This is a genomic window from uncultured Oscillibacter sp. (assembly GCF_900546705.1).
In the GTDB taxonomy this organism is placed as follows: Bacteria; Bacillota; Clostridia; order Oscillospirales; family Oscillospiraceae; genus Oscillibacter.
Window position 1 is genome coordinate 19,716 of sequence record NZ_URDP01000023.1, and the last position, 11,869, is coordinate 31,584.

Annotated in this window: 10 protein-coding genes; 3 read left to right on the forward strand and 7 right to left on the reverse strand. The window is 60.8% G+C overall.

The annotated features are described in order from the left end of the window. Window positions 1–67 precede the first annotated feature (67 nt). The 3 genes from glgD to glgB are packed head-to-tail and all read right to left on the reverse strand — an operon-like array spanning window position 68 to window position 4,304. Window positions 68–1,180 (reverse strand): glucose-1-phosphate adenylyltransferase subunit GlgD, encoded by a 1,113-nt coding sequence (gene glgD, locus QZS13_RS06390; RefSeq protein WP_295587051.1) that lies wholly within the window; start codon window positions 1,178–1,180, stop codon window positions 68–70. Continuing rightward, window positions 1,177–2,385 carry a glucose-1-phosphate adenylyltransferase gene (locus QZS13_RS06395; RefSeq protein WP_295587053.1) on the reverse strand — a complete coding sequence of 403 codons (1,209 nt, stop codon included), beginning with the start codon at window positions 2,383–2,385 and terminating at the stop codon, window positions 1,177–1,179. The genes glgD and QZS13_RS06395 overlap by 4 nt, the downstream gene beginning before the upstream one ends. Beyond that, a complete protein-coding gene (gene glgB, locus QZS13_RS06400) occupies window positions 2,382–4,304 on the reverse strand; it encodes a 1,4-alpha-glucan branching protein GlgB (protein WP_295587055.1) in 1,923 nt (640 codons plus the stop codon). Before glgB ends, QZS13_RS06395 begins: the two co-directional genes overlap by 4 nt. A 381-nt stretch (window positions 4,305–4,685) precedes the next feature. Here glgB and QZS13_RS06405 point away from each other — a divergent pair, with 381 nt between their 5' ends. The 3 genes from QZS13_RS06405 to QZS13_RS06415 all read left to right on the forward strand — a co-directional run bounded on the left by QZS13_RS06405 (window position 4,686) and on the right by QZS13_RS06415 (window position 7,620). Continuing rightward, the gene (locus tag QZS13_RS06405) at window positions 4,686–5,495 is read left to right on the forward strand and encodes a sulfite exporter TauE/SafE family protein (RefSeq protein WP_295587057.1); all 810 of its coding nucleotides are present in this window, start codon (window positions 4,686–4,688) and stop codon (window positions 5,493–5,495) included. 10 nt (window positions 5,496–5,505) lie between these two features. Further along, a complete protein-coding gene (locus QZS13_RS06410) occupies window positions 5,506–6,207 on the forward strand; it encodes an aspartate/glutamate racemase family protein (protein WP_295587059.1) in 702 nt (233 codons plus the stop codon). 186 nt (window positions 6,208–6,393) lie between these two features. Next, window positions 6,394–7,620 (forward strand): dicarboxylate/amino acid:cation symporter, encoded by a 1,227-nt coding sequence (locus QZS13_RS06415; protein WP_295587061.1) that lies wholly within the window; start codon window positions 6,394–6,396, stop codon window positions 7,618–7,620. A 77-nt stretch (window positions 7,621–7,697) separates the two neighbouring features. On the opposite strand, the gene QZS13_RS06420 is transcribed toward QZS13_RS06415, so the two are convergent. From QZS13_RS06420 to QZS13_RS06435, 4 genes are all read right to left on the reverse strand, one after another. After that, the gene (locus QZS13_RS06420; RefSeq protein WP_295587063.1) at window positions 7,698–8,627 is read right to left on the reverse strand and encodes a GTP-binding protein; all 930 of its coding nucleotides are present in this window, start codon (window positions 8,625–8,627) and stop codon (window positions 7,698–7,700) included. A 19-nt stretch (window positions 8,628–8,646) separates the two neighbouring features. After that, entirely contained in the window at window positions 8,647–9,834 is a 1,188-nt protein-coding gene (locus QZS13_RS06425; protein ID WP_295587065.1) for a CobW family GTP-binding protein, read from the reverse strand. A gap of 81 nt (window positions 9,835–9,915) precedes the next feature. Then, window positions 9,916–11,262 carry a sodium:alanine symporter family protein gene (locus tag QZS13_RS06430; RefSeq protein ID WP_295587067.1) on the reverse strand — a complete coding sequence of 449 codons (1,347 nt, stop codon included), beginning with the start codon at window positions 11,260–11,262 and terminating at the stop codon, window positions 9,916–9,918. Window positions 11,263–11,374: 112 nt separating this feature from the next. Beyond that, window positions 11,375–11,869 (reverse strand): stage V sporulation T C-terminal domain-containing protein (locus QZS13_RS06435; protein WP_295587069.1); only part of this gene is annotated, 495 nt, incomplete at its 5' end.

Sequence of the window (11,869 nt, forward strand, 5' to 3'; positions counted from 1 at the left end):
GGCTTTCGGGCTCCGGCAATCTTGCCGCTCCCGAGAAAAGGGGGGACGGCGTCCCCCCTCTCCACACTTACACGACGCTGCCCTTGGCCAGCACAATGGGATAGGTGGCATGCCCCATCAGCGTGCGGTCCGCCAGCACCTCCACATTCTTGTCGGCAATGATGTAGGCAAGCTGGGCGTTGTGCCGGATCATGTCCTCCTTGAACAGCACGCAGTTGCGCACCACGGCGCCGGCCTCCACCACCACGCCGGGGAACAGGATGGAGTTTTCCACCGTACCCTCGATGCGGCAGCCGTCTGCCACCAGGGAGTTGACGCACCGGCCCTCCGAGCCAAGATAGGTGGAGGACTTGTCGGCTCCCTTGGCCCGGACAGGCCGCTGGGCGCAGAACAGATCCGCACGAATGGCCGGGTCCAGCAGCTGCATGCTCCGGTCATAGTACTCCTGGACAGAGCGGATCTGGGCGGCGAAGCCCTTCCAGATGTAGCAGCGCAGATTCAGTTCGTCCTTCTTGGCCCGCAGCACGTCCCGCCGCCAGCTGAACTGGTCCTTGGCGGCGCACTCGTCCACCAGGTCCTTGAGCATGGCCGTGGAGATGATGTACACCTCCAGGCCCCGGTAGCCCCGGGGACGGTGCAGGTTGTAGAGTACCTCCGTGACGCGGCCGTCGGCATCCTTTTCAAAGTAGGTGCCGTCCTCGGTGGCAAAGCTGTCGTCCCCGCAGACCACAGTAATGTCCGCGCCGGACTTGATGTGGGACTCGTACACTTCGGACAGGGGCAGGTTCACCACCAGATCGCCGTCCATGAGGGCCACATAGTCCTGACGGATGGTGTCCAGATAGCTGCGCACACCGGCCAGAGCCTCCATCTTGCCCCGGAAGGGCAGCACACCCCAGTTGCGCTGATAGTTGAACGGAGGCAGAATGCGCAGACCGCCCCGCTTGCGGGAAAGATCCCACACCTTGCCGGTGCCCAGATGATCCAGCATGCTCTGATAGCGGCCGTGGAGCACCACGCCCACATCCGTCACGCCGGCGTTGACCAGATTGGACAGGGCAAAGTCTACCGCCCGGTAACGGCCGCCGAAGGGAATGGAGGCGGCAGAACGGATCTCCGTCAGTTCCCGCAGGTCGTTGCGCTTTTCATACGAAAAGATGATACCATGCATTCCGTTCATTTGGACACCTCCTCACCATTGCGGCCCAGCATGACACCGGGACGAACCTCCCTGCCGTCGGCCAGCACGCACTCAGGTGCCAGCACCGTCAGCCCCCAGGGAGCGGGGGCCGTGCTCTCCGGCGTGCCGCCCACGTGGCAGCCCTCACCGATGGAGCAGTTCTCACCCAAAATGGCGTACTCCACCACAGCGCCGGCCTTGACTTCCGTTCCGGGCATCAGCACGGAGTAGCTGACGCGGGCGCCCTTGCTCACCTTCACATTGGGCGCCAGGACAGAGTTTTCCACGGTGCCCTCCAGCTCACTGCCGCGGTTGATGGCGCTGTGGGTCACCTGGCTGTCGCTGCCAAGGTACGCCGGCGGCGCATTGACAGAGCGGGCGTAGATGGGCCAGGACTCATCCAGCAGGTCCAGACCGGACTCGGGAGAGAGCATATCCATGTTGGCGTCCCAGAGGGATTCCAGCGTCCCCACGTCCTTCCAGTAGCCCACAAAGCGATAGGCCGCCATGCGCTCACCGTTGCGCAGCATGGCAGGGATGACGTTCTTGCCGAAGTCATTTTCGGAAGTGGGATCGGCCTCGTCCTCCGTTAAGTACTTGCGCAGGGTTTTCCAGGAGAACACATAGATGCCCATGGATGCCAGGTTGCTCTTGGGCTCCTTGGGCTTTTCGGCAAACTCCGTGATCATATCCTGGTCATCCACGCTCATGATGCCGAAGCGGGGCGCCTCGGACCAGGGCACCTCCATGACGGAGATGGTGCAGGCGGCGTTTGCCTCCTTGTGACGCTCCACCATCTTGGAGTAGTCCATTTTATAGATATGGTCGCCGGAGAGAATCACCACATAGTCGGGATCGTAGAGGTCGATAAAACCGATGTTCTGATAGATGGCGTTGGCCGTGCCCTTGTACCAGGTGCCGCCCTTGCTGCCCATATAGGGCGGCAGAATGTGGACGCCGCCGGTGGAGCCGTCCAGGTCCCAGGGCTGACCGCTGCCGATGTAGCTGTTGAGCTCCAGGGGGCGATACTGGGTCAAAACACCCACCGTATCAATGCCGGAATTGGTGCAGTTGGAAAGCGGGAAGTCGATGATGCGGTACTTTCCGCCGAAGGGAACCGCCGGCTTCGCCATTTCGCCGGTCAGGACGTAGAGTCTGCTGCCCTGGCCGCCGGCCAGCAACATGGCGATACATTCTTTTTTCATGTTTTCTCCAGCTCCTTTGCCTTACTTTTCTTCCTGGGCTTGGGGAATGTCCCCTCTCCCCGCAGGAACACCGCGCCGAATGCCGGAATCCGGATCGCCGCAGAGTGCTCCCGGCCGTGGGAGGGAATGGCCTCCACCTGCACCGGCTCGGTATCGCCGAAACCGGCGCCGCCGTAGATCTCCGCATCCGTGTTGAACACGGGCACATACCGCCGGTGGGCAGGCACGCCCATCCGGTAGTTCTCATAGGTGTTTGGCGAGAAGTTGATCGCGCACAGCAGGTCGCGGCCTTTGCGGTCCTTCCGCAAAAACACCACTACGTTGTTGTGGTTGTCGTCGCTGACCAGCCACTCGAAGCCCTCCCAGTCAAAATCGATCTCCCAAAGGGCAGGCTCTTTTTTATAAAAGGCGTTGATCTCCTTGAAGAAGCGGTGAATCTTCTGGTTCTCGGGCTGCTCCAGCAGATACCAGTCCAGCTGGCCGTCCGAGTCCCATTCGTGCCACTGGCCGATTTCCGCGCCCATGAACAAAAGCTTTTTGCCCGGATGGGCCAGCAGGTAGGCGTAAAAGCCCTTCAGGCAGCGCAGCTGGTTTTCGTAGTCGCCGGGCATTTTCCCCACCACAGAGCCCTTCATATGTACCACTTCATCGTGGGAGATGGGCAGCACGAAGTTCTCCGAAAATGCGTACATCATGGAGAAGGTGATGTCCTTGTGGTGGTCCTGGCGGAACCAGGGGTCCATTTTCAGATAGTGGCACATGTCGTTCATCCAGCCCATGTTCCACTTGAGGTTGAAGCCCAGGCCTCCCACGTCGGCGGGACGGCTGACCATGGGCCAGGCAGTGGACTCCTCAGCGATCATCAGTACGTTGGGATTGAACGAAAAGGCCATGGTGTTGAGCTCGCGCAGAAAATCGATGGCCTCCAGATTCTCGTGGCCGCCGTACTTGTTGGGCGTCCAGGGGCCGCCCTGACGGTCATAGTCCAGATACAGCATGGACGCCACCGCGTCCACCCGCAGTCCGTCGATGTGGTACTCCTCCAGCCAGAACCGGGCAGAGGAGAACAGGAAGCTCTTCACCTCCGGCCGGCCGTAGTCAAAGACCCGGGTGCCCCAGCTGGCGTGCTCCCACTTGTTGGGGTCGCTGTACTCATAGCAGCAGGTGCCGTCAAACTCGTAGAGGCCCTGGGCGTCCTTGCAGAAGTGGGCAGGCACCCAGTCCAGAATGACGGAGATGCCGTTTTTATGCATGTGGTTGACAAACCACATGAAGTCCTTGGGGGTTCCGAAGCGGGAGGTGGGGGCGAAATACCCGGTGCACTGATAACCCCAGGAGTCATCCAGGGGATGCTCCGTCACTGGAAGCAGCTCAATGGCCGTATAGCCCATGTCCTTGACATAGGCCGCCAGGTCCTTGGCAAGGTCCCGATAGTCGATAAAATCGCCGTTGTCCCGTCTTTTCCACGAGCCCAGATGCACCTCGTAGATATTCAGCGGGGATTGATAGACCGGATGCTTGGCCAGCCTTTCCCGAAAGGCGCTGTCCGTCCAGCGGAAGCCCCGAATGTCATAGAGCTTGCTGGCGGTGGCGGGCCGGGTCTCCGTATGGAAGCCGTAGGGATCTGCCTTCATGCGCACCTGACCATCCGGCCCGGTAACCGCATATTTATAGGAGGTGTACTCCTTGAGTCCGGGGATAAAGCCCTCCCACTCCTCGCCCTTGCGGGTGAGCCGGTTAGCCTTGGGGTTCCAGTCATTGAAGTCGCCCACCACGGAGACGCTCTTGGCGTGAGGGGCCCAGACCCGGAACATCCAGCCTGCTTTGCCCCGTCTTTCCAGCGGGTGGGCGCCGAACCAGTGCCAGCCGTCGGTCATCTGGCCTGCGTGATAACGCTCCGCCTCTTTTTTGATTGCCATGGTTTTGCTCCTCTCCCCGATCTGCCGCCCGGCGGACGGGTCGGGATTGTTTTCCTGGGTATATTTAACAGATGATCTTCCACTATATATTGTGTATATTATACTTCTTCCAGGAAATACCGTCAAGGACGCTCCTGTCGAAAAAGCGCAGCGCTTTTTGGAGTAATTGACTATTTTTCTTAGGTCATTTTTTTGGTTTTTTGTGTATATTCTGCAATAATTTGGCATTTTTCACTGAAAAACATCTAAATTTTACCTGCTCTTGACGCAAATCCCCCCTCTGTGCATATTCCCCCGCCGCCTTGCTTTTCCTGTCTGCGGCTGGTATAATAACCCGGATTTTGTAAGAACTGATAAAGGCAGGTGCCCCGGTTGAATTCTGTGTTCTCATTGTTTTCCGTCACTGTGGACGGTTTCCCTTTGTGGGTGGTGCTGCTGATCTGCGTGGGCGTATTTCTGGCGTCCTTTATGGATGCCATTGCCGGCGGCGGCGGAATCATCTCCGTGCCCACCTACCTGATGGCGTTCCACAACATTCCCACCTACTACGCCCTGGGCACCAACAAGCTCTCCTCGGGCATCGGCACCATCTTTTCCACCGCCCGGTTCATCCGCCAGGGCTACGTCCGCTGGAAGCTGTTTGCCCCCTCCATCGCCTTTGCCCTCACCGGCTCCATGTGCGGCACCTGGCTCCAGCTCCACACGCCGGACAAGGTGCTCAAGTACCTCCTTTTGGTGGTTCTGCCTGTGGTGGCGGTGGTGACGCTGCGCAACCGCAGCTGGCCGGATGAGCCCGGGGACATCTCCTTTGCCGCCCAAGCGGCCATTGTGTGGACGGCCTCATTTATTATCGGCGGCTACGACGGCTATTACGGCCCCGGCACCGGCACCTTTTTGATGATCGTCTTCATCCGCCTGGCCAAGCTGGACACCCGCCACGCCGCCGGCGGTGTGAAGGTCATCAATCTCTCGTCCAACCTGGGAAGCCTGTTCACCTCCCTGGTCTCCGGCTATGTGTATATCCATGTGGGTCTGATCTCTGCCCTGGCCTCCATTGCCGGGCACTATCTGGGCGCCGGTCTGGCCATCAAAAACGGCAGCCGGATCGTCCGGCCCACCGTGATTCTGGTTTTGATCCTGCTGACTATCAAGGTGGGCAGCGAGCTGCTGTTCCCGGAATTTTGGAGCTGAGGAGGATATGATGAAAAAGTCCATTGGAATTCTCGGCGGTATGGGCCCTCTGGCCACCGCAGATTTATTGCAGAAAATTGTCCTGCTGACAGACGCGGAAAAGGACGGCGACCACGTCCGGGTCTACGTGGACGACAACCCCGCCATTCCCGACCGCACGGCGGCCATTCTCTCCGGCGGAGCCGATCCCGTGCCCCAGATGGCGGACTCCCTGCGCAAGCTGGTCTCCTGCGGCGCCTCCTGCATCATCATGCCCTGCAACACCGCCCATTACTTTCTCCCCCGACTCCAGGCGCTGACGGACACTCCCTTTCTCAGCATGCCCGCTGTCACCGCCCGCACCTGCGCAGAGCGGTTCCCCGGCAAAACGGCAGGCATCCTTGCCACCCGGGGCACCCTGGCCGCCGGCATTTACCAGCAGGCGCTGGATACCCAGGGCGTGGCCTGGACCGCACCGGATGAAGCCGCCCAGGACGCCCTGATGGAGGTCATTTACAACGGTGTCAAGGCCGGGCGTCCCCCGGAGGAGTACCGGGACACGTTCTTCTCCGTCCTGACTGGGATGCCCCAGGCGGACTACTTCATTCTCGGCTGCACAGAGCTTCCCCTGGCGGCCGCTGCCCTGCATCCCCCCGTCGCCACTGTGGACCCCACGGAGGAAATCGCCCGGGCCGCCATCCGCTTTTGCGGATATCCCACCCGTTCCCGCTGAAAAACCGGCCGCAGTTTGGCGTTTTGCCCGACCTGCGGCCGGTTCTTTACAAATTATTCACAAATCTGACAGTTTCTTTGCGCCTTGCTTTACACCTCCTTGTTTTTTTGCTATAATAGCCTCAATTTGTGCATATGTTTCGTATAAATTGACGAAGCAGACAAAATCTGAGACTGAGGTGAATCTATGAAAAAGAAGAAAATCAGCCTTCCCCTTCAGATCCTGCTGGCCCTGATTCTGGGCATCGTTGTGGGTGTGTTGCTGGGAAGCACCGGCCTCAAGGACATCACCACCGACTACCTCAAGCCTTTCGGCGATATCTTTGTCAACCTGCTGAAGTTCATCGTGGTCCCCGTGGTGCTCATCTCCATGATCGACGGCATCTTGTCCATGGACGACATGAAGAAGGTGGGCGCCGTGGGCTGGAAGACCGTGCTGTATTTCCTGTGCACCACCGCCATCGCCTGCGTCATCGGTCTGGCTCTGGCCAATGCCTTCCACGGCGCCGGTCTCTTCCCCGACCTGAGCGGCGAACTGGGCAGCGCCACCTATGAAGCTGCGGAGTTCGGCGGCTTCATGTCCACCCTGGTGGGCATCTTCCCCTCCAACATGTGGGAGGCCTTCCGCACCGCCAATATGCTTCAGGTCATCGTGATTGCCCTGTTCTTCGGCGGCGCCATCATGGCTGCTGGCGAGAAGGGCAAGCTGTGCCGGGATCTGGTGTCCTCCTTCAATGAGGTCATCAACCGGCTCATGGAGTTCATCATCGCCCTGAGCCCCATCGGCGTGTTCACCTATATGTCCTGGGTAGTGGCCAACCAGGGTGCCGAGATTCTGGGCTCCCTGGCTCTGGTGCTGGGCTGCGCCTATATCGGCTATATTCTCCACGCCGTGGTGGTGTACTCCTTCTCCGCCAAGATGTTTGCCGGCATGAGCCCCCTGCGCTTTTTCAAGGGCGCGGCTGCGGCCATGATGTTCGCCTTCACCACCACCTCCTCCGCCGCCACGCTGCCTGTCTCCAAGGAGTGCGCAGAGAACATGGGCGCCGACCGTGACGTGGCCGCCTTCGTGCTGCCCCTGGGTGCCACCGTCAACATGGACGGCACCGCCATCTATCAGTGCGTCGCCACCGTGTTCCTGGCCGCCTGCTCCGGCATGGAACTGACGCTGGGCCAGATGGTGCTGGTGGTGGTCACCGCCACGCTGGCCTCCATCGGCACTGCCGGTGTCTCCGGCGCGGGCATGATCATGCTGGCTATGGTGCTGGAAGCCATCAGCATCCCCGTGGACTATATCGGCCTGATCGTGGCCGTGGATCGCCTCTTCGACATGGGCCGTACCTGCCTCAATGTCACCGGCGACATCGCCTGCTCCATCTGCGTGAGCAAGTGGGAGTCCAAAAAGTCCCTCTGAACACCCGCAAGGTTCAAAAAGAAGCACCCCCGGAATGATCCGGGGGTGCTTTTTTATTGTCTGAAACGCAGGCCGCGTCAGAACGTGACCACTTCCTGGCTGGGCTTTTTACAGGGGGCAATGGAGAGCACGTTCATCACCGGGCCCTTTCCCTTGTAGGCCTTGTGCTCCTCCACGGACATGCGGGCAGTCACTTCAATCCAATCCCGGTTGTTGTACTGGTCCAGTCCCTCACCCCGGGCGATCAGGCCGTAAAAGGTGATGTCGTTTTCGCAGCACACCATGGCAAAGCGCCCGGGGCAGTGGATGCCGGGATACTTCTTGGAGTGGCACATGACCAGCTTCATGTGCACCAGCTTGCCGTCGTAGCGGTCCGGGTGGTCCATCACGTCCACATACCACACGCCGTAGTCGTCATCGGGAATGTCGATGATGTCCTGGGTAAGATCGAAGGGGCACTCATCGCCGGTGAGGTAATCCTCGCTGGTGCCGTCCTCCATCTCCAGATAGATGTCCGCCCGGCGGTTCACCATTCTCAGGTTCCGCTTGCGCAGGGCGTCCCGCAGTTCCGGCGTGCACCGGTTGAACACCAGCATGTCCGCGTTGGTGATCTTCTCCATCATCAGCTGGCCCATGTTCTTGGCGTACATCTCAAAGGTGGACGCCTGGACAAAAGTCATGATCTGGTAGAGCACCCAGTTGGCCGGCAGCACCTCTCTGTAAAGCCGCTCCATCTGCCACATGCCGTTGTACTCGATGAGCACCTGCTTGGGCCGGTATTGCTTTTCCAGCTCCTTGAGGTAGGAGCACTTGAGGTCCTCCTCGTTCTCGATGGTCACCACCGTCACGTTATCCAGGGCATTTTTCTCATATTCCTCCTCGCCTTCTTCGCAGCAAAGGAGCAGCGTCTTGTCCTGACGGGCAAAGCCGTCTTCCAGGATGCCGTTGATAAAATTGGTCTTGCCGCCGTCCAGAAAGCCGGCAACCAGGTAAACAGGAATATCCATCTTGGTCCCTTTCTTCGTTTTACAGGCCAAAGAGGGTCTTCAGCTTGCCCTCGTCCAGCTCCGCGCCGATGACGCACAGGCGGCCCGTGTAGTCCGCGTGGCCGTCACGCAGATCGTGCTCCTCGGGCACATAGTCGAACTCCAGCCAGCCCTCGGTGCCGTTTACGATGCCCTTGGCCCGCAGGATCTTGCCGTAGGCGCCGGTATCCAGCTCCGTGAGAATGTTCTCCAGCTCGGCGCGGGTGAACAGCCGGGGCGTCTCGGCGCCCCAGGAGGTGAACACCTCATCGGCGTGGTGGTGATGGTGGTGGCAGGAGCAGTTGGGATCGTCACACTCGTGGTCGTGGTCATGATGGTGCTCGTGCTCATCATGATCGTGGTCATGGTGGTGGCAGGAGCAGTTGGGATCGTCGCACTCGTGGTCGTGGTCATGATGGTGCTCGTGCTCATCATGTTCGTGGTCATGGTGGTGCTCGTGCTCATCATGATCGTGGTCGTGGTGATGCTCGTGTTCATCATGATCGTGGTCGTGGTGATGCTCGTGTTCGTGCTCTGCCTCCTCGGCCTCGTGCTCGGCGCGCATCTTGGCCAGCAGTTCATCGGCCAGGGACACCTTCTCCATGGCGGAAAGGATGACGCTGCCGGGCAGGTTATCCCAGGGCGTGGTAAGGATAGCGGCAGTGGGGTTCTTCTCACGCAGCATGGCCACGGCGGCCTCCAGCTTCTCCTGGGTCAGCTTCTGGGTCCGGGAGAGGATGATGGCGCCGGCGGATTCGATCTGGTTGTTGTAGAACTCGCCGAAGTTCTTCATGTAGACCTTGACCTTGGTGGCGTCGGCCACGGTGACAAAGCTGTTGAGGGCCATGGTGGGCACATCCGCCACCGTGTTCTGCACGGCCACGATCACATCGCTGAGCTTGCCCACGCCGGAGGGTTCGATGAGGATGCGGTCAGGGTGGAACTGCTCTTCCACCTCCCGCAGAGCCTTGCCGAAGTCGCCCACCAAAGAGCAGCAGATGCAGCCGGAGGACATCTCGGAGATCTCCACACCGGATTCTTTCAAAAAGCCGCCGTCGATGCTGATCTCACCGAACTCGTTTTCAATGAGCACCAGCTTTTCCCCCTGGAACGCCTCCGCCAGCAGCTTTTTGATGAGCGTGGTCTTGCCGGCGCCCAAAAAGCCGGAGATAATGTCGATTTTTGTCATGGTATCAAGTCCTTTGCTATAATTTTTCAACGTCCTTATCTTACCATCAAATTGCAAAAATGCAACCGCATCCCCAAAAATTTACTGGCTTTGCAGTGCTGTCCCCCGCCGGGCAAACGCGGGTTCAAAGGCCTCCATCTCCCGCCGCACCGTCCCGGAGAGGGCCAGCAGACACAATAGATTCGGAATCGCCATGAGCGCGTTGCACACGTCGGAAAAGGCAAACACGGTCTCCAGCCGGGCCACGGCACCGATCCCCGCCGCCAGGGAAAACGCCAGGCGGTAAAGGCCTGTGCCCCGGTTTCCGGTCAGATAGGTCAGTGCCGTCTCTCCCTGGTACGCCCAGCCCAGCACGGAGGAAAAGGAAAACAGCGCCACGCACACGGCCACCAGTCCCCCGCCCCAGTGTCCCAGTACGCTCTCAAAGGCCAGGATGGTCAGCGCCGCGCCGTCGGCGCCGCCCTCCAGCACCCCCGAACAGCAGATGGCAAGACCCGTCAGTGTACAGACCACGCAGGTATCGAAAAACGCACCCACCATGTTGATGTACCCGTGGAGCGCCGGGCAGTCCCCGTCGGCCGCCGCCGCGGTGATGGCCGCCGACCCCATGCCGGACTCATTGGAAAACACCCCCCGGGCCACCCCGTAGCGAATGGCGGCCCCGGCAGTGCCGCCCACAAATGCCTCCGGCCCCAGAGCCTGGCGAAGCATCTGCCCGACGGCATTGGGCAGCGTCTGGATGTGCCCGGCGATCACCGCCAGCGTTCCCAGCAGGTATCCCCCCGCCATCAGCGGCACCAGCCACCCTGATACCGCGGAAATACGTCCGATGCCGCCCCGGACAATGCCCAGCGTCAGCACGGCGGCGACAGCACCCGTCACCCACGGCGGGACGGAAAACGCAGCCTCCAGCGCGGACGCCATGGCGTTGGTCTGGGTCATGTTGCCGATTCCGAAGGAGGCCCCCACGGCAAACAGGGCAAACGCCGCCCCCATGGCCCGCCCCAGCAGGCGGGGACGCAGGCCCCGGGCCATCGTCACCATAGGTCCGCCCCGCCGCTCTCCCCTGCGGCGGAACCGCACCGCCAGGGCGCACTCGCCGAATTTGGCGGTCAGCCCGAACAGGGCGGCCAGCTCCATCCACACCAGCGCCCCGGGGCCTCCGGCAGTCAGCGCGGTGGCCACCCCCACGATGTTCCCGGTGCCCAGGGTGGACGAGAGTGCCGTCATCAGCGCGGACAGGGGCGAGATCCCCCCCTGTCCGTCGTACCTGGCGCCGGGACTTGCAAGCAGGGCACAGGCACCCGGCAGATTCCGCCAGGCAAGAAAGCGGGTGCGCACCGTCAGCCACACGCCTGTTCCCAGAAGCAATCCCAGAAGCGGTGCGCCCCAGAGGCACGCACTCAGTTCTTTCAGTGTCTGTTCCAAGGTCATCGGCCCCCTTTGCTGTGATGCTATCAGCATACGGCCCGGCAGCCCGTCCCATGATGGAAAAGCCGGACGCCTGATGGCGTCCGGCTACGGATCGTGGTATGCGTACTCAGCTTTCCATATGGCGGCCCAAAAAAGCCGCGATGGTCTGGGCCAGCTTGTAGACCGGCTCGTCCGCCGCAGGCGCGCCCTCGCCGCCCACAAACAGCACCAGTCCCAGCAGATCGCCCTCCGCCAGAATGGGGGCAGCCACCTGCACCCGGAGCTTGTCTGCCCCGTCCGCCACCGGCATGGCCTCTTCCTGGTCCTCCCGGCGGTAGATTTTGCGGCCCTCCATCACCTGCTCCAGCTCCGGGGAAATGCGTTTGCCCAAAAGCTCCCGCTTCCCGCCGCCGGCCACGGCGATGATGGTGTCCCGGTCCGTAACGGCGCAAATCTCGCCGGTGGAGCGGCTCATGGTCTCGCACAGCTCCACGGCAAAATCCTCCACGCCGCCCAGCAGGGAGTATTTTTTAAAAATCACCTCGCCGTCCCGGCTGGTGTAGATCTCCAGCGGGTCCCCTTCCCGGATCCGCATAGTGCGGCGGATCTCCTTGGGAATCAC